The 21,384-nt window shown below is 59.4% G+C and carries 17 protein-coding genes; 10 read left to right on the forward strand and 7 right to left on the reverse strand.

What is annotated here, in order from left to right; genetic code table 11:
- Positions 1-123 precede the first annotated feature (123 nt).
- On the reverse strand, positions 124-3,036 hold the full coding sequence (locus NHU87_RS07845) for an aminotransferase (RefSeq protein WP_253547153.1): 2,913 nt from the start codon (positions 3,034-3,036) through the stop codon (positions 124-126).
- Between the two features lie 177 nt (positions 3,037-3,213).
- Here NHU87_RS07845 and rfbC point away from each other — a divergent pair, with 177 nt between their 5' ends.
- The 4 genes from rfbC to NHU87_RS07865 all read left to right on the forward strand — a co-directional run bounded on the left by rfbC (position 3,214) and on the right by NHU87_RS07865 (position 7,561).
- Positions 3,214-3,759 carry a dTDP-4-dehydrorhamnose 3,5-epimerase gene (rfbC, locus tag NHU87_RS07850; protein WP_253547155.1) on the forward strand — a complete coding sequence of 182 codons (546 nt, stop codon included), beginning with the start codon at positions 3,214-3,216 and terminating at the stop codon, positions 3,757-3,759.
- Between the two features lie 106 nt (positions 3,760-3,865).
- Positions 3,866-5,674: a sensor histidine kinase gene (locus tag NHU87_RS07855; protein WP_253547157.1), complete on the forward strand. Its 1,809-nt coding sequence runs from the start codon at positions 3,866-3,868 to the stop codon at positions 5,672-5,674.
- The gene (locus tag NHU87_RS07860; protein WP_253547159.1) at positions 5,671-7,065 is read left to right on the forward strand and encodes a sigma-54-dependent transcriptional regulator; all 1,395 of its coding nucleotides are present in this window, start codon (positions 5,671-5,673) and stop codon (positions 7,063-7,065) included. Before NHU87_RS07855 ends, NHU87_RS07860 begins: the two co-directional genes overlap by 4 nt.
- A gap of 40 nt (positions 7,066-7,105) precedes the next feature.
- Positions 7,106-7,561, forward strand: coding sequence for a thioesterase domain-containing protein (locus NHU87_RS07865; RefSeq protein WP_253547161.1), 456 nt, complete (start codon positions 7,106-7,108; stop codon positions 7,559-7,561).
- Between the two features lie 101 nt (positions 7,562-7,662).
- Here the strand turns inward: NHU87_RS07865 and cysQ are convergent, their stop codons facing one another.
- Together cysQ and nudE are read right to left on the reverse strand one after the other, a co-directional pair.
- On the reverse strand, positions 7,663-8,496 hold the full coding sequence (cysQ, locus tag NHU87_RS07870) for a 3'(2'),5'-bisphosphate nucleotidase CysQ (protein WP_253547163.1): 834 nt from the start codon (positions 8,494-8,496) through the stop codon (positions 7,663-7,665).
- Positions 8,493-9,059, reverse strand: coding sequence for an ADP compounds hydrolase NudE (nudE, locus tag NHU87_RS07875; protein ID WP_123721690.1), 567 nt, complete (start codon positions 9,057-9,059; stop codon positions 8,493-8,495). The genes cysQ and nudE overlap by 4 nt, the downstream gene beginning before the upstream one ends.
- A 90-nt stretch (positions 9,060-9,149) precedes the next feature.
- Between nudE and yrfG the strand changes: the two genes are divergently transcribed.
- Positions 9,150-9,812, forward strand: coding sequence for a GMP/IMP nucleotidase (gene yrfG, locus NHU87_RS07880; protein WP_030129609.1), 663 nt, complete (start codon positions 9,150-9,152; stop codon positions 9,810-9,812).
- Between the two features lie 126 nt (positions 9,813-9,938).
- On the opposite strand, the gene lysM is transcribed toward yrfG, so the two are convergent.
- Positions 9,939-10,379: a peptidoglycan-binding protein LysM gene (lysM, locus tag NHU87_RS07885; RefSeq protein WP_253547165.1), complete on the reverse strand. Its 441-nt coding sequence runs from the start codon at positions 10,377-10,379 to the stop codon at positions 9,939-9,941.
- Between the two features lie 137 nt (positions 10,380-10,516).
- Between lysM and NHU87_RS07890 the strand changes: the two genes are divergently transcribed.
- The 4 genes from NHU87_RS07890 to NHU87_RS07905 all read left to right on the forward strand — a co-directional run bounded on the left by NHU87_RS07890 (position 10,517) and on the right by NHU87_RS07905 (position 15,536).
- The gene (locus tag NHU87_RS07890) at positions 10,517-11,404 is read left to right on the forward strand and encodes a LysR family transcriptional regulator (protein WP_253547167.1); all 888 of its coding nucleotides are present in this window, start codon (positions 10,517-10,519) and stop codon (positions 11,402-11,404) included.
- 94 nt (positions 11,405-11,498) lie between these two features.
- Positions 11,499-12,338, forward strand: coding sequence for a formate dehydrogenase accessory sulfurtransferase FdhD (gene fdhD, locus NHU87_RS07895; RefSeq protein ID WP_253547169.1), 840 nt, complete (start codon positions 11,499-11,501; stop codon positions 12,336-12,338).
- Complete coding sequence (locus NHU87_RS07900) at positions 12,335-14,683, forward strand: FdhF/YdeP family oxidoreductase (protein WP_253547171.1); 2,349 nt, start codon at positions 12,335-12,337, stop codon at positions 14,681-14,683. Before fdhD ends, NHU87_RS07900 begins: the two co-directional genes overlap by 4 nt.
- A 358-nt stretch (positions 14,684-15,041) precedes the next feature.
- Positions 15,042-15,536, forward strand: a complete 495-nt coding sequence (locus NHU87_RS07905) for a glycine zipper domain-containing protein (protein ID WP_253547173.1) — start codon at positions 15,042-15,044, stop codon at positions 15,534-15,536.
- Positions 15,537-15,606: 70 nt separating this feature from the next.
- On the opposite strand, the gene NHU87_RS07910 is transcribed toward NHU87_RS07905, so the two are convergent.
- Positions 15,607-16,038: an acyl-CoA thioesterase gene (locus NHU87_RS07910; protein WP_253547175.1), complete on the reverse strand. Its 432-nt coding sequence runs from the start codon at positions 16,036-16,038 to the stop codon at positions 15,607-15,609.
- Between the two features lie 137 nt (positions 16,039-16,175).
- Entirely contained in the window at positions 16,176-17,402 is a 1,227-nt protein-coding gene (locus tag NHU87_RS07915; protein WP_253547177.1) for a 3-hydroxyacyl-CoA dehydrogenase, read from the reverse strand.
- A 305-nt stretch (positions 17,403-17,707) separates the two neighbouring features.
- On the opposite strand from NHU87_RS07915, the gene NHU87_RS07920 reads away from it, so the two are divergent.
- Positions 17,708-19,210, forward strand: a complete 1,503-nt coding sequence (locus NHU87_RS07920) for a Fic family protein (RefSeq protein WP_253547179.1) — start codon at positions 17,708-17,710, stop codon at positions 19,208-19,210.
- A gap of 24 nt (positions 19,211-19,234) precedes the next feature.
- Here the strand turns inward: NHU87_RS07920 and NHU87_RS07925 are convergent, their stop codons facing one another.
- Positions 19,235-21,169, reverse strand: a complete 1,935-nt coding sequence (locus NHU87_RS07925) for a RecQ family ATP-dependent DNA helicase (protein ID WP_253547181.1) — start codon at positions 21,167-21,169, stop codon at positions 19,235-19,237.
- Positions 21,170-21,384 lie beyond the last annotated feature (215 nt).

The following is a 21,384-nucleotide window of genomic DNA, read 5'->3' on the forward strand; positions in this document are numbered from 1 at the left end:
ATGTATGTCTTCATGACTCCTTCGCGGGCAAGCCTCGCTCCTACGGATTTATGTCGTTCGCGAAATTTGCGCACGACACGGACTTGTAGGAGCGAGGCTTGCCCGCGAAAGCGGTATCAAGTCTTACAACCCTTCGTCCAACACCTTCGACAGCATGTCGACAAAGAAATCCACGCTCTGACGCGAGGTGACCATCGGCGGTTTGATCTTGAGAATGTTCAGGTAATCACCCGTCGGCTGCATGAAGATTCCCAACTCTCGAAGGCGATCGCACAACGCCGTGGTTTCTTCGGTCGCGGGCTCGAGGGTTTCTCGATTGCGGATCAACTCCACGCCCAGATAGAAGCCGGAACCATGCACCGCTCCTACCAACGGATGCCGGTCAATCAACGCTTCAAGACGTTCCTTGAAATACCCGCCCACGACCTGGGCGTTTTCCCAGAGTTTTTCTTCTTCCATCACATCCAGCACTGCCATGCCGATCTGGCAACTGACCGGGCTGCCACCAGCCGACGAGAAGAAGTAACCCTCCGCCTCCAGCGCTTCGGCAATTTCCCGACGAGTAATGACTGCGCCCAGCGGCTGGCCGTTACCCATGCCTTTGGCCATGGTGATGATGTCTGGCACCACGCCCTGTTCTTCGAAACCCCAAAAGAATTTGCCCATGCGGCCGTAACCGACCTGCACCTCATCGGCGATGCACACCCCGCCCAGAGCGCGGACCAGCGCATAGACCTGCTTCAAATAGCCCGGCGGCAGCGAGATACCGCCGGCATTGCCGTACACCGGCTCGCAGATGAAACCGGCTAACTGGCGTTTCTGCTCGGCGATTTTCGCCAGGTTGTGCTCGACGCTACGCACATAGTCGGGGGCGCTGTCGACGCCACGAAACTCACCACGATAGGTGTTCGGTGCGGTGACCGGATGCACCCAATCGGGACGGCTGCTCAAGGCCTTGGGGTTGTCGGCAATCGAAGTCGACACCGCATCCGCCGCCACCGACCAGCCGTGATAAGCCTCCAACACGCTGAGCATGTCTCGACCGCCGCTGTAGGCCCAGGCCAGGCGGATCGCCAGATCATTGGCCTCGGTACCGCTGTTGACCAGAAATACGCGATCCATGTTGTCCGGTGCCAGTTTCAGCAAGCGCTCGGAAAACTCGGCAATCGCTGCGTAATGAAAACGCGAGTTGGTGTTGAGCAACGACCACTGCCGGCTGGCGACGGCCGCCATGCGCGGATGGCCATGACCGAGCACCGCGACATTGTTGAGCATGTCGAGGTAAGAGCGCCCCTGCATATCGATCAGGTGATTGCGCCAGCCTCGCTCGATGCGCGGCGGGTCGACGTAATAGTGTTTTTGGGAGCGAGCGAAACTCGCGTCACGGCGAACCAGCAATGTCTGCGGGTCGAGTTCTTCTTCCGCATTACAGGCCAGGCCCAGCAACACGGCAGGTGAAGGGCACAACGCCTGCCAGGCTGCCGCGCGCGAAGGTGTGCAAAACAACGGCGCGTCGAGCTGAGCGCTTCGACACAACTGCACGATCAACGGCCCGCTGACCGAACCCAACACCTGGCCTTTGACCAGTGCCGCGCTACTGCGTACCGATGGGGCCACACCCCACAATCGGACGCTGAGCTCTGGGCCGTCCAGTTGCAGCAAATTCTCCCCTTCGATATGGATCACCCCGGCAAACGGCGCTTCGACCGCCGTGCCGTCGGGCACTCGCAATGCAACGTGTAACGGGAAAGTGTCCGGTTCGCTGGCGCTGTCCGGCCGAGTGCGGGACAAACGATACTGGCCATATCGACTGGCCGCCAGACCGTGAGCTGCGGCGGCTTCCGTCAACAAACGCAGATCGATTCCTTGCTGCTCCCAGTTACCCGCCTCGAAATGCGGGCTGAGCACGCCTAGATCGATCAACGCAAATTCTCGCCCCACCAGACTCGGCAACAATGGCGCGAAGCTTTCACTGCCGATGCTCGGCAGGCTTTGCCCGACTGCAGTAAGAATCGCCGCCTCCATCAATTCCAATGGCACCGACGTGGCAACGCGGAAAATTTCCCACTCATGGGTCAGGTTGTCACGACTGTACTCATTGCCCGGATCGATGCTGACCTGCTGCTCGCCACTCAGCACCAACACCGCCGAACGCGCAACAATCAGCGGCCATAGCGCCAGCAACTCTTCATGCTGCAACGGATTGACCGCGTGATAAGCCCGAACCGCCGGCAAAATGTAGAACGGATCGCCATCGGCATGATGCAGCAGCGCGGCGCAAGTCACCGACAGATCGGTGATCCGCCAGGTTCGAACCAGATCGCCGAAATCGATCACGCCCTGCAACTGCCATTGGCGCTGAGAATCCCGCTGCCAGACCACGTTGTCGTCGGTGATGTCCATGTGAATCGCCTGCACCGGCAGCTTACCCACCAGTGGCTGCAAATGGCGCTCGGCCTGTTCGGCCGCTTTAGCAATCAACGCTCGTTGCCGCTCATCCTTGATCACCGGCAGCAAATGCGCGATCAACGTGTTGGCGTGGCGGGCGTCCCATTGAAGGGTGCGCTCAAGGCCCGGATGATCGAAACCGGCTAGCGCCAGGTCCATTTCGCCGCAAAGCCGACCGAAACCGGCAACCACTGAATGGCTCAGATGATCAAGGTGCGTCAGCGACTGGCCGTCGATGTAATCGAGCAGGCGCATATGCACCGCTTGGCCGCCGACCTCCAGGGAAAGCAAGTCTGCGCCGTTTTTGGCAGGGATAACTCGTGGCACCTGCACGCCAGAATATTCAGCCAGATGCTTGAGCCCTGCGTGCTGAGCTTGCAGCTCCAGCGACGAGTAATCACCACGGCAGATTTTCAGGACGAAACGCACCTGCTCGCTGTCGACGCGAAAATTGAGATCCTGCTGGCTCCCAAGCGCCTGCAACTGCCCGCTCAGCCCGTAATGCTCTTCCAGCAGCTCAAGCGCTTGCGCCGCAGACACCTGCGGGCTGGGCAGACTGGCGCGGTGAATCAACGTGGCGAGCGGCATACAAACCCCCTGAAATTTTATTAGGCGCTTATATCGCCATTGCTTGGGGCGATACGCAACCCTCTTCCTGGTTGGCGCGAATCAAATGCTCGCGCATTTCTCTTCACCACCCCACTCGCACCCGCCGCCACTTTGCGTAAGAATGTCGGCCATCACGCCTATTGCTGGAGAAACACCATGAATGTAGTCACCACCGACCTGCCCGGTGTTCTGATCATCGAACCCAAGGTATTTGGTGACGAGCGCGGCTTCTTCTATGAGAGCTTCAACGCCAAGGCTTTCGAAGAGGCAACCGGCCTGAACACTCAGTTCGTTCAGGACAACCACTCCCGCTCGCAAAAAGGTGTACTGCGCGGTTTGCATTACCAGTTGGAAAACACTCAGGGCAAACTGGTGCGTGTCACCGCTGGTGAAGTGCTGGACGTGGCGGTGGACATTCGCCGCAGCTCGCCGCATTTCGGCAAATGGGTCGCTGTGCGTCTTTCTGCCGACAACCATCGCCAACTCTGGGTGCCGGAAGGTTTTGCCCATGGTTTCGTGGTGTTGAGCGATTTCGCCGAATTCCTCTACAAAACCACCGACTACTACACCCCGTCGGCCGAGCGCAGCATTCGCTGGGACGATCCGGACCTGGGCATTGACTGGCAGCTGGACGAAGCACCGAAGCTTTCGGCCAAGGATCAGTCCGCCGCGCTCTTCAAGGACGCTGAAGTCTTTTCCTGAATTGCTGTGTGAATTTTCACCGCCAGCGCGCACTTGACCCCAGGTGCGCAGACTGCGCCCGCAAGCCTAGGCATAATGCGTCTGTATCCACAGGCGTTTGATGCTCATGACTCCGACCCTTCCTCGCAGACCCCGCTGGCGCAGCCTGGCGTTGCTCGCTTTGTGCCTGGCGCCCTTGCTGTGGCCGCTGGAGCATCTGGCCGAGCGTTATTACCGCAGCGAACTGGCCGGACAGAACCGTCAGACCCTCGACCTCTACGTCGCCAACCTGCTGGGCACCCTGCACCGGTATGAAGTGCTGCCGCAGATTCTCGGCGAGCTGCCCGCCCTGCGCACGACGTTGGCCGCGCCCGACGAGGGCGTGATTCAGGGCAATGCCAATCGCCTGTTGAAAAACATCAGTGCCCAGACCGGCGCCGAAGTCATGTACCTGATGGACACCACTGGCAAGACGCTGGCGGCCTCCAACTGGGACAAGCACGACAGCTTCGTTGGCCGTAATTTCGCCTTCCGGCCTTATTTCAGTGAAGCGATGGCCGGGCGTCTGGGGCGCTTCTTCGGCTTGGGGACGACCTCGGCCAAACGCGGTTACTTCTTCGCCGCAGCGGTGCGTGATCGTGAAAAAATCATCGGTGTATTGGTCGTCAAGGTCGACCTCGACCACACCGAAAGCCTCTGGGGCAAAACCCCGGAACAGCTGTTGGTGACCGACCACAACGGCGTGGTCATCCTCACGTCACGGCCCGAGTGGCGTTTCCGCTCGACCCGCCCATTGAGCGACGCAGAGCGCGAGGCCATCGCCGCGATTCAACCCTACCCCACCCGTGATCCCAAGCCGTTGAATCTCGACGCCAACGCCTGGCTGACCCAAACCCGGCAGATCGAAGAAACCGGCTGGAGCGTCAGTATCCTTGCACCACGTACCCTGATCGACCGCCCGGTACGCACCGTCGTGGCCATTGGCGGCGCAACGCTATTGGTATTGATGCTGTTGCTCGGCCTAATGATGCAACGCCGACGCCATTACCTGGAACGAATCGCTTTCGAAGGCAAGGCCCGTCAGGAACTGGAAGGCCGGGTCGCCGAACGGACCAGCGACCTCGAAGGCCTCAACCGTCGACTGAGACAGGAAGTGCTGGAGCGCGAACACGCTCAGCAAGAACTGGTGCGCGCGCAGGATGACCTGGTGCAGGCCGGCAAGCTCTCGGCGCTGGGGACGATGTCGGCGAGCATCAGCCATGAACTCAATCAGCCGCTGGCGGCAATTCGCAGCTACGCGGAAAACGCCGAAGTGCTGCTCGATCATCAGCGCACCGAGGATGCTCGCGGTAACCTCAAGCTGATCAGCGAATTGACCGGGCGCATGGCCTCGATCATTGCCCACCTGCGCGCCTTCGCCCGGCGTGATCGTCACGCCCCGGAAAGCGTGGCCCTGCAACCAGCACTGGACGATGCCTTGGCGTTATTGGCCAAGCGTCGGCGCAGCATGGAAGTCGAGCTGATCCGCGACCTGCCGGCGGCCACCCTGTGGGTCGAGGCCGGGGAAACCCGTCTGCGCCAGGTACTCGGTAACTTGCTGGCCAATGCCCTCGATGCTCTGACGGAAAAAGGCCCGCCGCGTAAACTCTGGTTGAGTGCCGAGTCCACCGCCGATGGCGTCAATCTGTACATTCGCGACAACGGCCCCGGGTTCTGCCTGGAAGCGCTGGGTCGTGCCGGCGAGCCCTTCTACACCACCAAGACCCGCACTCAGGGGCTTGGGCTGGGGCTGGCGATCTGCGACACGCTGATGCGCGCCTTCGGCGGTGAACTGTCGTTCTCCAACCACAAGGAAGGTGGCGCCCTGATTACCCTGAAATTGCGCGCAGGCGCACCGGGCGTGAGCCTGCAACCGTCCGAGGACCGAAGTGCATGACCATCGACAACCGCATCCAGGTCGTGTTGATCGACGACGATCCCCACCTGCGTCAGGCCCTGAGCCAGACCCTCGACCTGGCCGGCCTGAAGATCCTGCCGCTGGCTGAAGCCAAAGGCCTGGCCGGGCAACTGGAACGCGACTGGCCGGGGGTGGTGGTCAGCGACATCCGCATGCCGGGCATGGACGGTCTCGAACTGCTGACCGAACTCCACGCCCAGGATCCGGAGCTGCCGGTGCTGCTGATCACCGGCCACGGCGATGTACCGCTAGCCGTACAAGCCATGCGCGCCGGGGCCTATGACTTTCTGGAAAAACCTTTCGCCAGCGACTCCCTGCTCGACAGCGTACGTCGAGCCCTGGACCTGCGCCGGCTGGTGCTGGACAACCGCAGCCTGCGTCTGGCCCTGAGCGATCGCAACGAACTGAGCGCTCGACTTGTGGGGCAATCGGCGCCGATGCTGCGCCTGCGCGAGCAGATCGGTGCACTGGCGGCAACCAAGGCCGACGTGCTGATCCTCGGTGAAACCGGTGCGGGCAAAGAAGTGGTGGCACGCGCGCTGCACGATTTGTCGAGTCGGCGTAACGGCCCGTTCGTGGCGATCAACGCCGGGGCGCTGGCCGAGTCGGTGGTGGAAAGCGAGCTGTTCGGTCATGAACCCGGTGCGTTTACCGGCGCGCAGAAGCGCCGCATCGGCAAGTTCGAATTCGCCAACGGCGGCACGTTGTTCCTCGATGAAATCGAAAGCATGAGCCTGGACGTGCAGGTGAAACTGCTGCGCTTGCTGCAAGAGCGGGTGGTCGAGCGCTTGGGCGGCAATCAGTTGATCCCGCTGGACATCCGCATCATCGCCGCGACCAAGGAAGACCTGCGTCAATCCGCTGATCAGGGCCGCTTCCGTGCCGACTTGTATTACCGCCTGAACGTCGCGCCGCTGCGCATTCCGCCGTTGCGCGAGCGGGGCGAGGATGCGTTGATGCTGTTCCAGCATTTCGCCGATGAAGCCAGCGCCCGACACGGTTTACCGCCCCACGAATTGCAGCCGGGGCACCGGGCGCTGCTATTGCGCCATACCTGGCCAGGCAACGTGCGCGAATTGCAGAATGCCGCCGAACGCTTTGCCCTGGGCCTGGAACTGGCGCTGGACAACAGCGCGCCAGATGGCGGCGTCGGCAGCACGATTGAAGTGGTCAGCGGCGGTCTGAGCGAGCAAGTGGAGAACTTCGAGAAGAGCCTGATTGCCGCCGAACTGGCGCGCTCGCACAGTTCCGTGCGCAGCCTCGCCGAAGCACTCGGCATTCCGCGCAAAACTTTGCATGACAAGCTGCGCAAGCATGGTCTGAACTTCGCCGACAGCGGTGCCAGCAGCCAAACCGACGACCTCGATTGAGCTACCGTAAAATCATCCTCTTCAAACAAAAGGCCAGTGAATGAACCGCGACAGTCGTCACCTGGAATCGATCCTCCATTCCGACATCCCCCTCACGCGGAAGATGGGCCTCAAAGTGCTCGACTGGCACGACCAACAACTGCGCCTGCACCTGCCGCTGGAGGCCAACGTCAATCACAAGAGCACCATGTTCGGCGGCAGCCTGTATTGCGGCGCAGTGCTGGCCGGCTGGGGCTGGTTGCATTTGCGTTTGCACGAAGCAGGCATTGAAGACGGGCACATCGTGATTCAGGAAGGGCAGATCAGCTATCCGCTGCCGGTCACCATGGACGCGACGGCAATTTGTCATGCACCGAGTGCGGCGGTGTGGAAGAAGTTTTTGGCGATGTATGAGCGATATGGACGGGCGCGGTTGACGCTGCATTCGCGGATCGTGAATGCAGGGAGTGAAGAGGATGCAGTGAAGTTTACCGGGCAGTATGTCCTTCACCGGTAAAGCAAAAGATCGCAGCCTCGCTTCGCTCGACAGCTCCTACAGGTCGGAATGCGTTCCCTTGTAGGAGCTGTCGAGCGAAGCGAGGCTGCGATCTTTTGATCTTAACCGCGGGCCAAAGCCAACAACTTCTCCCGCCATGCCGCCTTAGCCGGCAGCGCCAGGAAAAACTCATTCAACAACGACTCCCGCGCCGGATAGCAGAACGGCTCACCATTTAAATCCAGCACCTCCCCCCCCGCGCCTTCCAGCACACCTTGCGCAGCGGCCGTGTCCCACTGCGATGTCGGCGCCAACCGCGGGTAAAAATCCGCTGCCCCTTCCGCCAGCAGGCAAAATTTCAGCGAACTTCCGATATTGGCAAGTTGCAGCTCACCCAGGCTGTCGCTCAACCCCGCGAGTAACCGTTCCTGCTCAGGGCTCGAATGCCGACGACTGGCGACCACCGTAAAAGCTTCACCCGTAGCCGGAACGTCGCGAACCTGAATTGGCAACGGCTCGGCGTCTTTATCGCCACGCCAGGCCCCCACCCCGGCACCGCCGACATAAAAACGCCCATTGGTCGGCATCGACACCACGCCAAATACCACACGGCCCTGCTCGATCAGCGCAATGTTGACGGTGAACTCTTCGCTACCCGAGATGAACTCCTTGGTCCCGTCCAACGGATCGACCAGCCACCAGCGCTGCCAGCCAGCGCGCACGCTCTGGGGGATATTGGCGTCCTCTTCGGACAGCACCGGAATGCTCGGATCCAGCGCCGTCAGCCCGGCCAGAATCAGATGATGAGCCGCCATGTCGGCAGCTGTAACGGGCGAATCATCGGACTTTGCAGTGACTGCAACGTTGATACGCCAAAATGGCAGGATCGCCTCGCCAGCCTTCAAAGCCAGTTCAACGACTGGCGCCATCAACGGATGGGGGAAATTCAACGTCATGGCAGGAACACCCCACGTTGAGTCAGTAGATCACGAGCCAGATACAATGCCGCCAAGGCACGGCCCTCGGTGAATCGCGGGTTTTGCGCAAGGGATGACAATTCACGCAGGTTGATCTTTTCCACCCCCATCGGCTCGGGCTCGTCGCCTTCCAGGCGTTCTTCGTACAGGTCGGTGGCCAGCACCACCTGAATTCTCTGGCTCATGTAGCCCGGTGACAACGACAACTCGGTCAAATGTTCAAGCTGCCGCGCGCCATACCCGGCCTCTTCCATGAGCTCGCGCTCGGCCGCCGCCAACACGTCTTCGCCCGGCTCGATCAAGCCTTTGGGCAGGGACAGCTCGTATGCATCGGTGCCACCGCAGTATTCCTCCACCAACACCGCGTGCTCCGCGTCGAGCATCGCCACGATCATCACCGCGCCATGACCGGTGCCTTTGCTGACCAGACGCTCGTAAGTGCGCTCAACGCCATTGGAAAAGCGTAACTTCAGCTCTTCGACACAGAACAAACGGCTGGTGGCGACGATCTCGCGGGCGAGTACGGTGGGTTTCTGGCGCATAAATGGCTCCTTGGCGTAAGCGCGTTACTATACCCGGCCTATCCTGATTGTTTATCTCGGATATCTTTTTTACCGCTGGAGAAGTTTTTTATGTCCCTGCTGCCCTGGCGCGACATCGATACCGTTTTGCTGGATATGGACGGCACGTTGCTGGACCTGCACTACGACAATCATTTCTGGATGGAACACCTGCCCCAGCGTTATGCCGAGCTGCATGGGGTGAGCCGGGCCATGGCGGAGCTGGAATTGCAGCCGTTGTTCGAACGCAATGCCGGTCAGTTGCAGTGGTACTGCCTGGACTTCTGGAGCGCCGAGCTGAAGCTGTCGGTGCGCGAACTGAAACTGGAAACCGCGCACTTGATCGCCCTGCGCCCGGATGCGGACACGTTTCTGGCGGCGATCAAACGGGCCGGCAAGCGCGTGGTACTAATCACCAACGCCCACCGTGACTCGCTGTCATTGAAGCTGGAACGAATTGAACTGGCGCCGTATTTCGAGCGGTTGATCAGCTCTCACGATTACGGTTTCCCCAAGGAAAACCCGCAGTTCTGGGATGCCTTGCAGGCCGACATCGGCTTCGACCCGACACGCAGTCTGTTTATCGACGATACGTTGCCGATTCTGCGCAGTGCACGCAATTTTGGCGTGGCGCATCTGCTGGCCGTGAGCGAGCCGGACAGCCGCAAAGGGCCGAAGGACACGGCCGAGTTTGCGGCGGTGGGGGATTATCGGGAATTGATTGCCGGGCTCTGATACCGAGTCGTCTGCTTCGCGGGCAAGCCTCGCTCCTACAGATTTATGTCGTTCGCAGAATATGCACACGACACGGACCTGTAGGAGCGAGGCTTGCCCGCGAAGGCCATCACACGGTCTTGAACCTTACTCAGGAATCCGCAACACCTGCCCCGGATAGATCTTGTCCGGGTGCGAAAGCATTGGTTTGTTGGCCTCGAAGATTTTGTTGTACTTGTTCGCGTCGCCGTACTCAGCCTTGGAAATCGCGCTGAGGGTGTCGCCCTTTTTCACGGTAACGAAACGAGCAGCCTTCGCCACCGGCCCAGTCACAGTAATCTGGTCATCCACGCTACCGACGCCTTGGATATTGCCCACGGCCAGCAGAATTTTTTCCTTCTCTTCCTGGCTCGCCACTTCACCGGTGATGATGACTTTGTCGCCCTCGATGGTCGCCTGAACATTCGGATTACCCAGGCCGACCTTGCTGATATGTTCCTTCAACTGCTCGCTGGCATTGGCGTTGCCAGGTGTCAGCAGATCGATAAGTTTTTCGCCTGCTTCTTTCACAAAGCTAAAAATACTCATGGTGCACTCTCCTTGGGGTTTAGGTTCCAGACGCCAAAGACTAGACCAGCCGTGCAATGTCCGGTTCCCAGCCGACCAATGACCCAACCCCGCGCAGGCGGTAGAATCGCAAACCTTGCCCGCGCCCTGGAGCGAAGATGGACATCAAGCAGCTCAAATTCCTCATCGCTCTCGACGAAACCCGCCACTTCGGCCAAGCCGCCGCGCGTTGTCACATCACCCAGCCGACCCTGTCCATGCGCCTGCGCAGCCTCGAAGAAGAGCTCGACCTGCCGCTGGTCAACCGCGGCCAGCGCTTCGAAGGTTTCACCGCGCCGGGCGAACGCGTGCTGGCGTGGGCGCGTACGGTGCTGGCGGCCTACGACGGTTTGCAGGCCGAAGCGGCAGCCTGTCGCGGCAACCTCGTGGGTACGTTGCGTCTGGGCGTGGTTCCGCTGTCGAGTTTCGACCCGGTACCGCTGATGCAACGCCTGCACGCAGAACACCCGAACCTGCGCTTCGAACTCTCGGCACTGAGTTCCGAACAAATCCTCGAACAACTGGCGAACAATCGCCTCGACCTCGGCGTTTCCTATCTGGAACGGCTGGATGGCGAACGTTTTGACTCCCTGGCCTTCAGCGAAACCCGCATGGGCTTGCTCTACGATCAGCGTTTCTTCAGTTTCGGCGACGCGCCCTTGAGTTGGAAATCGTTGATTGAACTGCCGCTGGGCATGCTCACCAGCGGCATGCATTTTCGCCAGTCCATCGACCATAACTTCCACAGCCGTGGCTTGGCCCCCCAACCGTTGCTGCAAACCGACGCAGTCCACCAATTGTTACAAGCGGTACACGGCGGCCTGTGCTGTGCTGTGATGCCGCTGGATGGCGGTCTCGAAAACCTCACCGATCACTTGCGCCTGCAGCCCATCGAAAGCGCCCAGACCCTCGCCCGGCTAGGGCTGATCATGCGCCGCAGCGCTCCGCGTTCGGCGCTTGCAGAAGCGTGTTTCGCGATCTATCAGCAATCAATGACAGGCTCTTGATCGACGTCATCTATCGGCAGATCAGTAATAGCAATTAGACGCGACATGTTGACGCGCCTAGGCTTAAAGCTGACCCAACCGTCGGTGATGCCTAATGAACGCCAAGCGCCCTGCCCGCGCGGCGCCTGCTGTTGAAACGCCCGCGACCGCCGCAAGCCAGACATACTGCTACTGCAACCTTGAATACACCGAATCGGCCAGCACCGCGCTGGCCGAAGAAGTCGCGTTGGCGATTGCCTATAACGGCATCAGCCAGGCGGTCATGTTGGTGACGCCAACGGATCTTGAAGACTTCATCGTCGGCTTCAGCCTCGGCAGCGGCATCATCGAAGACGCTTCAGATATCTACGACTTGCAACTGAGTGGCACAGGTTCGGCGCAATACGCGCAAGTGACCATCGCCAACCGCGCCTTCTGGAACCTCAAGCAGCAGCGCCGGCAACTGGCCGGCACCAGCGGTTGTGGCCTCTGCGGCGTGGAAGCGGTGGAGCAAGCGCTGCCCGACCTCAAAGTCCTGCCCGGCGCCCCACTGCCCCCGGCCGAATGGCTGGACGGCCTGCGCCAGCGCATCGGCGAGTTTCAGCCGCTGGGCCAGCATTGCGGCGCGGTGCATGCGGCGGTGTTCATGAATGGCAACGGTGAATTGCTGCTGGGCCGTGAAGACATCGGCCGGCACAACGCCCTCGACAAGCTGATCGGCGGGTTGATCCGCCAGAAGATCCCGACCACCGGCGGCCTGGCGATTGTCACCAGTCGTTGCAGTCTCGAATTGATCCAGAAAGTTTTACGCGCCGGCATCCAGACCCTGGTCAGCCTGTCGTCGCCCACAGGCCTTGCCGTGCAATGGGCCCGTCGTCACAACCTCAATCTCATCCACCTGCCGCAGAAAAGTGCACCGCGGGTCTACAGCCCAGCGTTGGAGAATCAAGCGTGAGTCAACACCGTCAAGCCGACCAGAAACCCGTCCCCCGCTACAAGCCCTACAAAGGCCCAGCCGGTGGCTGGGGCGCGCTGATCAGCGTCGCCCAGGCCTGGTTGACCAGCGATAACGCGCTGAAAAACCTGCGCATAATGCTCAAGACCAACCAGAATGGCGGCTTCGACTGCCCAGGTTGCGCTTGGGGCGATTCTCCGGAAAAAGGCATGGTGATGTTCTGCGAGAACGGCGCCAAAGCGGTGAACTGGGAAGCGACCAAACGGCGTGTCGACGCTGCATTCTTTGCCAAACATAGCGTCACCTCGCTGTTGGAACAGAGCGACTACTGGCTTGAGTATCAGGGCCGACTGACCGAGCCGATGAGCTACAACGCCGAGACCGATCGTTACCAACCCATCAGCTGGGATGACGCCTTCGCGCTGATCGGTAAACATTTGCAGGGCCTGTCGAGCCCGGATCAAGCCGAGTTCTACACTTCGGGCCGCGCCAGCAACGAAGCGGCGTACCTCTATCAGCTGTTCGTGCGTGCCTACGGCACCAACAACTTCCCCGATTGCTCGAACATGTGCCACGAGGCCAGCGGTGTGGCCATGGCGCAAAGTGTCGGCATCGGCAAAGGCACCGTGACCTTCGATGATTTCGAACACGCCGATGCGATTTTCGTCTGGGGCCAGAACCCCGGAACCAACCATCCGCGGATGCTCGAACCCCTGCGCGAAGCGGTGAAACGCGGCGCTCAGGTGGTGTGCGTCAACCCGCTGAAAGAACGCGGCCTGGAACGCTTCCAGCATCCACAGCACCCACTGGAAATGCTCACCAACGGCGATAAGCCGACCAATACCGCGTACTTCCGTCCTGCGCTGGGCGGCGACATGGCGGTGCTGCGCGGCATGGCGAAATTTTTGCTGCAATGGGAACGCGACGCGCAGAACGCTGGTGCACCGGCGGTGTTCGATCACGACTTCCTCAATGAACATGCCGTCAACGTGCTGGAATACATGGGCGTCATCGACGACACCCCATGGGAGCAGATCGTCGAGCAGTCCGGCCTAACGCTGGTGGAAATCGAGCAAGCAGCGCGCATGTACGCCAAAGGCAAAAACGTGATCATGTGCTGGGCCATGGGCATTACCCAGCATCGTCATTCGGTGCCGACCATCCAGGAAATCGCCAACCTGATGCTGCTGCGTGGCAACATCGGACGGCCGGGTGCCGGTCTGTGCCCAGTGCGTGGCCATAGCAATGTGCAGGGCGACCGGACGATGGGCATCAACGAACGTCCGCCGGTGGCGTTCCTCGATTCTCTGGAGCGCCGCTTCCAATTCAAGGTGCCGCGTGAAAACGGCCACAACGTGGTCGAGGCGATTCATGCCATGGCCGACGGCCGCTCCAAAGTCTTCATCGGCCTGGGCGGCAACTTCGCCCAAGCCACCCCGGACAGCCCACGGACCTTCCAGGCCTTGAGCAACTGCGACCTGACCGTGCAGATCAGCACCAAGCTCAACCGCAGCCATTTGGCCCATGGTAAAGATGCGCTGATCCTGCCGTGCCTGGGCCGTACCGACATCGATATCCAGACCGAAGGCGCCCAAGCGGTGACCGTGGAAGACTCGTTCAGCATGGTCCACGCTTCCAACGGTCAACTGCAGCCGCTGTCGAACCAGATGCGCTCGGAGCCTGCAATCATCGCCGGTATCGCCGCCGCGACCCTGGGCAGCAAACCGGTGGACTGGAACTGGCTGGTGGCCGATTACAGCCGCATCCGCGACCTGATCGCCGACACGATCCCGGGCTTCCGGGACTTCAACGAGAAAATCCTGAACCCGGGTGGTTTTCACCTGGGTAACAGTGCCCGCGCACGTCGCTGGAATACCCCATCGGGTCGGGCCAACTTCCGTGCGAACATGCTGCCCAAAGACTTGGTGCACGAACGTACCCGCGCCACCGGCGTGCTGCCGGACCTGATCATGCAGTCGATGCGTTCACACGATCAGTACAACACCACGATTTATGGTCTTGATGACCGTTATCGCGGGGTAAAAGGTCAACGGGATGTGTTGTTCGTCAATGAGGCCGACATCATTCGCCTGGGCTTCAAACCAGGGCAGAAGGCTGACATCGTTTCGATCTGGGATGATAGCCGTGAGCGGCGGGTGAAGGGCTTCACGCTGCTGGCGTTTGATATTCCTGCCGGGCAAGCGGCCGCTTACTATCCGGAAGTGAACCCGCTGGTGCCGCTGGAAAGCACCGGGGATGGCAGCCATACGCCGACGTCGAAGTTTGTGGCGATTCGGCTGGAGGCGGCGAGTGAGACTGGGTTGATCATGGCCAAGTCGGCTTAACGCGGCGGCAGGTCTGGCCTCTTCGCGGGCAAGCCTCGCTCCTACAGAATTGTGTCGTTCACGGAGTCAGTGGACGACTCTAAAACTCTGTAGGAGCGAGGCTTGCCCGCGAAGACATTCGACTTGGCAATGCACTATCGACACCCTTCGAACACTTTCCAAACGCCCACAAAAAAGGCCGTTTCTGTATAGAAACGGCCTTTGCGAAGTAGTTAAAGACCGGCGAAAAACACTTAAGTTCCGCCCAAAAAACAGTAACTTATAGAATTGTGCTCAAGTCGTGTTACTCGTCGGATTTCGATTGTCACAACCACAACACAGCCTCAGGATCGCGCCGTCATCCCCTTGAGGTTCCTCTATGAAGTTCTCCTCGATTCTCTTGTTGTCCCTTGGCCTGGTCAGTGGCTTCGCTTCTGCAGGCGGCACCACCGAAGCAGGTGTGGGCGGCGCATTGGGCGGGGTTCTTGGCTCGGTCGTCGGTCAATCGTTAGGCGGCAGTACAGGTTCAACCATTGGCGCGGCCTTGGGCGGCGCGGGTGGTAGCGCAGTCGGCGCAGACAAACGCAGCCGTGGCGAAGCAGCCATTGGTGGTGCGTTGGGCGCAGCAGGCGGTAACGTGGTCGGCCGCAGCATGGGCGGCACCACCGGCAGCCTGATCGGCTCCGCAGCAGGCGGCGGCGCCGGTGGCGCGCTGGGTAACTACATGGGCAACAAGAGCGATGACGATGATGATCGTCGTTCCTATCGTGGCCGTGATGATCGTCGCTACTACCGTGACGGCCATCCAGGTCGTGGTCATGCCTATGGCCATCGCAAGCATAAACATAAACACCGCTACCACGACGACGACTGAAGTTTTAATCGCCTCGTTTACCGGTAGATCAAAACATCGCAGCCCTCGGGCTGCGATTTTTTTTTGCCTCTCAGATCGCCAGTCGCTCCAACGCCCCGCGCAATCCGGCAGGAATCGCCACCGGTTGATTCGTGGTCCGATCCACGAACACATGCACGAAGCGTCCCGCCGCGCAGGCTTCATCTTCATCTGCCTTAAACACTGCCAGCTCGTATTGCACCGAGCTATTGCCCAACTTGCCCACACGCAGTCCGATTTCGATCCGGTCCGGGAAAGCGATGGAGGCAAAGTAGTCGCAGGCCGAACTCACCACAAATCCCACCACCTCGCCGTCATGGATATCCAGACCGCCGACTTCGATCAGGTAGGTGTTCACTGCCGTGTCGAAAAAACTGTAGTAGGTGACGTTGTTGATGTGACCGTAGGCGTCGTTGTCATGCCAGCGGGTGGTGATGGGCTGGAAGTGGGGGTAATCGGTGCGTTGGGGCATCGGGTTGGACATCAGAGTCGGTTCCTGGAGTTGGATTCATGATCGTTCCCACGCTCTGCGTGGGAATGCAGCCCGTGACGCACATTCAGGAGCGGACGCAGAGCGTCCATGGAGGCGTTCCCACGCAGAGCGTGGGAACGATCAGTAAATCACTTGTCGGCAAACCCTTTACCTTGCGCCGCCAGTTCACCAATCAACCGCGCCGGCGCCCAGTGATCGCCTTGCTTGGTCTCAAGCTGCAACAACCGCAGATGAATATCTTCCAACCCTTGCTGATCCGCCCAGGCCATCGGCCCGCCCTTGTCCGCCGGGAAACCATAACCATTGAGGTACACCAGATCGATGTCATGCGCCGACGTCGCAATACCTTCCTGAAGAATCTTCGCCCCTTCGTTGACCAGCGCCAGCAAACAACGCTCCAGAACCTCTTCAGGGCCGATCTCGCGACGCTGGAACCCCAACCCTTCGCTGACTTCCAGTACCAGCGCGTCGACTTCCAGATCGTGCTCAGCCTGGCGACTGCCCGGTTCGTAGTGGTAATACCCGTCGCCACTCTTCTGACCGAAACGCCCCAGCTCGCACAAGCGGTTGTCCACTTGAACCTCCGGCGCATCCTGACCTTTGCCAGCCAGTTCCCGAGCGCGCCACTCCAGATCGATGCCGACCACGTCGTACATGCGGAACGGCCCCATGGCGAAACCAAAACCTTGTAGCGCCGCATCCACTTGATAAGGCAAAGCGCCTTCCAGCAGCATCTTGCGCGCTTCGAGCACGTATGGATGAAGCATGCGGTTGCCGATGAAACCGTGGCAGTTGCCCGACACCACGCTGACCTTGCCCATGCGCTTGCCCAGCTCCAGCGCTGCATCAAGCACCGCCGGTTCCGTCTGGGCGCCGCGCACGATCTCCAGCAATTTCATGATGTGCGCCGGGCTGAAGAAATGCAGGCCCAAAACCTGCTGCGGACGGCGAGTGGCAGCAGCAATCGCGTCGATGTCCAGCGCCGAAGTATTGCTGGCCAGAATCGCTTCAGGTTTCATCAGGCCGTCGAGTTCGCGGAAAATTTCCTGTTTCAACTCGAGGTTTTCGTAGACCGCTTCGATGACCAGATCGACATCGCGGATAGCCGCGTAATCGGCAACCGCCGTCACCCTCGCAATGCGCGCATCCGCCTCTGCCTGGTCGATCCGCCCCTGACGCACGTTGTGGGCGTAAGTCTCCGCCACACTGGTCAGCGCTTGTTCAAGCATCTGCGGATTGTTATCGACCCATTGCACCGGCACCCCGGCGTTGGCCAGGCACATGACAATGCCACGACCCATGGTGCCCGCGCCGATCACGGCGGCGCGCTGAATATCGAACGGTGTCTGGCTCATGGTTGTTCTCTTGTTAGCGATCCAAAGACAGTCCTCACCATAGTCAGGCGCGGGGCTTTTTTGAAATTTATTCCTGTGATGAGCGACATTCAGGGGATGGATGTGCCATTCATTGCGGGGAGCCTATTCCCACAACCGCTACCTTGGGGACCCAGAACTCAGGAAGAACCACAAAGGAGTGAACCAGACCCAAATGGGTGCTAGCCAATCACTTTAATCAGGTTAAAATTTTCTTATCTGATTTGATGATTTTAAAAAAAATCTTGGTGTGGTAAAAAAAATCTTACCCACATAGGGGAACTGCGATGGGAAACAGAGTGGGCTATGCCCATTTGATTGACGCGCTGGATCTAAAAGCTATCGAGGTGAAACGGCCAGCGCTCACCCAGCCAGTCACCCGCCTGGAGAAAATCGGTGGTGCATTGTCCGTCCCGCAGAGCGTTGCGCCTGCGCAAGAAGACTACCTCGCACATATCTTGTTTGCGCTAAAGCATGAGGGCGTCAATCTCGCCATTCTTGCTCAGGCACTCCCCCGCATTGATGGACAAATATTGGTCGACGCTATAACCGAGGCTCCCAGTAGCGCTTACCTGCGCAAAATTTGCTTCCTCTGGGAATTTTTCACTGACCAGCACCTGAACTATCCCGACAACCCTCGCGGCACCGCTACTTTTCTATTTGACCCGGACAATTACATAACCGGGCCATCAGTCCGAAACTCGCGCTGGCGAGTCGACTTCAATGGGCTTGGCACACTTCGATATTGCGCAACAGTCGAACGCACCGCGGAGATCCAGACCCTACTCAACTATGACATTCTTGGCCGATCAAAAGCCTTTATTGGCTCCCTTCCAAAAGAGATGATGGATCGGACGATCAATTGGGCGTATCTGAGCGAAACTGAAAACTCGTTCGCAATCGAGAAGGAAGCCCCCAGTGAGCAAAAAGCGCAACGATTTGTGCAACTGCTCCGCCAGGCACATGAGCGCCAGCCACTTACGGAAGATTATCTCGTCGCGTTGCAGAACAGCGCGATTTCCAACCCCTTTGATCGTGCGGCAGCATTCCGACACGAACAAAACCACCTGAGTAATTCATTTCGCGGTGCTGCTGGCGTGACCTACGTGCCGCCAGACCCCGAGCTCTGCCGTGAGTTGATGGAAGAGTTGATGACCTTCGCCAACAGAGCACCAGAGCAACTCGACCCATTGGTCGCCGCAGGCATCGCGTCTTTTGGCTTCGTCTTTCTGCACCCCTTCATGGATGGCAATGGCCGCCTTTCGCGCTTCTTGATCCACCTGGCTCTGTGCCGAAGCGGTGCTCTCGAAAACGGCCTCTTGCTACCTGTTTCGGTCGCTATGAAGCGTGAAGAACAACACTATCTGGAAGCACTACAGTCTTTCTCAAAGCCAGCCCGTGAGTTTTGGGATGTTCGCTGGATCGATGCGGAAACAATGAGCTTCAACTTCATCGGCGATCCCAGTATCTATCGCTATTGGGATGCCACTGATTGCGTAGCGTTCACGATGGAAATGGCCAAACGAGCCCTCGAGGTGGAGCTGAGAGAGGAAACCGATTTTCTTCAGCGATTCGATACTCTTGTGAAGGTTGTAAACGAAAACTACGACGTTCGAGGCAATCTATTGTCCAGGCTAGTCATGCAGTGCCTGGATCAAAACGGCATCGTGTCCAAAGGCCGACGCAAACAATACCAAGGATTGATTCAGGAAGATGTTTTCGACTTTCTAGAGCAAGAAGCTCAGGCGCTATTGGCCGATGCTTACGGTGAGTCTTCTGAAGACGTTTGAACGGCCTCTGTAAGAGGCCCTGTTTCAGCTTGGCAGGTGCGCTTGAGCCCAGTCGCGCACGTCGCTATACGGATAATCCTCCAACGCCGCAAACCCCGAAATCGACCGCGCCTTGAGCTTGGTAAACAGCGGCACGCTGATCCCGCACAGAAACCTCGTCACGCGCTCCGCCGATGGAGCACTCCCCGTGTGCTGCTCGTGCCTGTGGATAAAATCACCACACAGCGCCTCGAAATTTTTATCCACAAGCGCCGGCAATTCCGGTGGTGCCGGCAATCGCGCCACCTGACCGTGACACACGGAGCAATGCCCACACTGACGGGGCGCGTTTTCGTCGCCGAAGTACTCGGCCAGGCGATAACCGAGGCATTCGTCGGTAGCGAACAGATCGAGCATGGCGTGAATCCGTGCGATCTCAGTGCGCTCGTGTTGGGTAAAGTAGGCGTGCAATTCAGCGCTCAGGGTTTGGGAATCAAAGTCCGCTTGCAGCAAGCTGTAAACCTCGGTCATCTGCTTGCTTTCGACCTCGACCCAGCCCTTCTCCTGGAAGTAATCCAGCGCCTTGACCACCCGACTGCGCTCGGCGGAATACTGCTCATATAGCGCATCGAAATTCACCGTGGCCCACGTCCGTGCGCGGCTGGAGGTCTGGATGATCGCCGAGACGAAGTCCTTTCGTTCACCTTCAAATCGGGCCAGCAAAGCCTCGGGCTCCTGCAAATACTTGAAGCGGTATTCAGCGTAATAGGCATAACGCGGTGCGATTATTGCGCGCAGCTCCAGCTGTACCAGCAAGGTCTTGAGCGGTAACTGGCGAATGTTGCTCTGATCGGCCAGCGGCCCCAGCAGAAACTCCCACTGCCCCTCGGGCACAGCGGCTTGTAATTCGTCGAGCACGCAACGAATGCCGTCCCGTTCCGGCGTATCGCCGTAGACGAAGTTCTCCAGCACGTTGAGGCTGTCGCGGTTGGCCAGCACCAGGCAATCAGACGGCTGACCGTCACGCCCGGCGCGACCGATTTCCTGGCTGTAGTTTTCGATGGATTTTGGCAGGTCGAAATGCACCACGTTGCGGATATCGCTCTTGTCGATGCCCATGCCGAACGCAATGGTGGCGACGATGCAATTGGACTGCCCACCCATGAACCGTTTCTGTATTCCTTCCCGTTGCTCATGGGGTAAACCGGCGTGATAGGCCTCGGCCTGGATGCCGTTCCGCCCCAGATGTTCGGCGATGTGCTCGGCGGTTTTCTGCAAGGTGACGTAGACGATACTCGGCTGGCCGGGACGCTGGCTCATCCACTCGACAAGGCGTCGTCGCTTGTCCGGGCCGCGTACCGGTTCTACCAACAGGTTGAGGTTGGGCCGGTAAAATCCGGTGGTCACCACATCCTCGGGCGCGATGGCGAATTTGGCCTCCATGTCGGCGATCACCTTGGGTGTCGCGGTGGCGGTCAGCAGCAGGGCCTGAGGGATGTTGAACTGACGCTGGTAGTCCGGCAGCTTGAGGTAATCGGGGCGGAAGTTGTGACCCCACTCAGAGATACAGTGGGCCTCGTCCACCACCAGCAGCGAGATGGGCACTTGCTGCAAAAAATGGCGGAAGCGCTCGTTTTTCAGGCGCTCCACGGAAATCATCAGAATCTTCAATTCCCCGGACTTTGCCCGGGCCATCACATCGCTGGCGTCATCGCGGCTCTGGGCCGAATCGATACTGCCCGCCGCTATGCCGTGGCGCTGCAAGAACGCCAACTGATCCTGCATTAGCGCCAACAGGGGCGACACAACCAATGTCAGGTGCGGCAGCAACACGGCCGGCAATTGATAGCAAAGAGACTTGCCCGAACCGGTCGGGAAAATCGCCGCCGCCGAACGCCCGGCCAGCACAGCACTGACCGCCGCCTCCTGGCCGGGCCGAAACTGTGGATAACCGAAAACCTGTTCCAGGGTGTTGTGCATAAGCTGTCACTCCGTTGACCGCTGCGAAGCCCAAAGCCTAGCCGGCAAACGCAGCGAGTCGAGAGAAGGTCGGGGGCAAAACGATACTGGATGATACAGCGGATAGGTCGAGAGGATGATCGTTCGACTCAGACGCTTCGAAACGTCCTACAAATTCTGGCGCGCACCCTACAGAGCTTTGATGCGTTAAGCCTGACAATCCCGTAGGAATATCG

The sequence above is a fragment of the Pseudomonas mandelii genome, from assembly GCF_024138395.1.
GTDB lineage: Bacteria > Pseudomonadota > Gammaproteobacteria > Pseudomonadales > Pseudomonadaceae > Aquipseudomonas > Aquipseudomonas mandelii_E.

Excerpts from the sequence above, each read along its gene's own strand:
- NHU87_RS07905 (WP_253547173.1), top strand. The coding sequence starts at position 15,042 with ATGAAGTTCTCCTCGATTCTCTTGTTGTCCCTTGGCCTGGTCAGTGGC.
- NHU87_RS07915 (WP_253547177.1), bottom strand. The coding sequence starts at position 17,402 with ATGAGCCAGACACCGTTCGATATTCAGCGCGCCGCCGTGATCGGCGCG.
- fdhD (WP_253547169.1), top strand. The coding sequence starts at position 11,499 with ATGAACGCCAAGCGCCCTGCCCGCGCGGCGCCTGCTGTTGAAACGCCC.
- NHU87_RS07845 (WP_253547153.1), bottom strand. The coding sequence starts at position 3,036 with ATGCCGCTCGCCACGTTGATTCACCGCGCCAGTCTGCCCAGCCCGCAG.
- NHU87_RS07855 (WP_253547157.1), top strand. The coding sequence starts at position 3,866 with ATGACTCCGACCCTTCCTCGCAGACCCCGCTGGCGCAGCCTGGCGTTG.
- lysM (WP_253547165.1), bottom strand. The coding sequence starts at position 10,379 with ATGAGTATTTTTAGCTTTGTGAAAGAAGCAGGCGAAAAACTTATCGAT.
- cysQ (WP_253547163.1), bottom strand. The coding sequence starts at position 8,496 with ATGACGTTGAATTTCCCCCATCCGTTGATGGCGCCAGTCGTTGAACTG.
- NHU87_RS07925 (WP_253547181.1), bottom strand. The coding sequence starts at position 21,169 with ATGCACAACACCCTGGAACAGGTTTTCGGTTATCCACAGTTTCGGCCC.
- nudE (WP_123721690.1), bottom strand. The coding sequence starts at position 9,059 with ATGCGCCAGAAACCCACCGTACTCGCCCGCGAGATCGTCGCCACCAGC.
- NHU87_RS07890 (WP_253547167.1), top strand. The coding sequence starts at position 10,517 with ATGGACATCAAGCAGCTCAAATTCCTCATCGCTCTCGACGAAACCCGC.
- rfbC (WP_253547155.1), top strand. The coding sequence starts at position 3,214 with ATGAATGTAGTCACCACCGACCTGCCCGGTGTTCTGATCATCGAACCC.
- NHU87_RS07910 (WP_253547175.1), bottom strand. The coding sequence starts at position 16,038 with ATGTCCAACCCGATGCCCCAACGCACCGATTACCCCCACTTCCAGCCC.
- NHU87_RS07860 (WP_253547159.1), top strand. The coding sequence starts at position 5,671 with ATGACCATCGACAACCGCATCCAGGTCGTGTTGATCGACGACGATCCC.
- NHU87_RS07865 (WP_253547161.1), top strand. The coding sequence starts at position 7,106 with ATGAACCGCGACAGTCGTCACCTGGAATCGATCCTCCATTCCGACATC.
- yrfG (WP_030129609.1), top strand. The coding sequence starts at position 9,150 with ATGTCCCTGCTGCCCTGGCGCGACATCGATACCGTTTTGCTGGATATG.
- NHU87_RS07920 (WP_253547179.1), top strand. The coding sequence starts at position 17,708 with ATGGGAAACAGAGTGGGCTATGCCCATTTGATTGACGCGCTGGATCTA.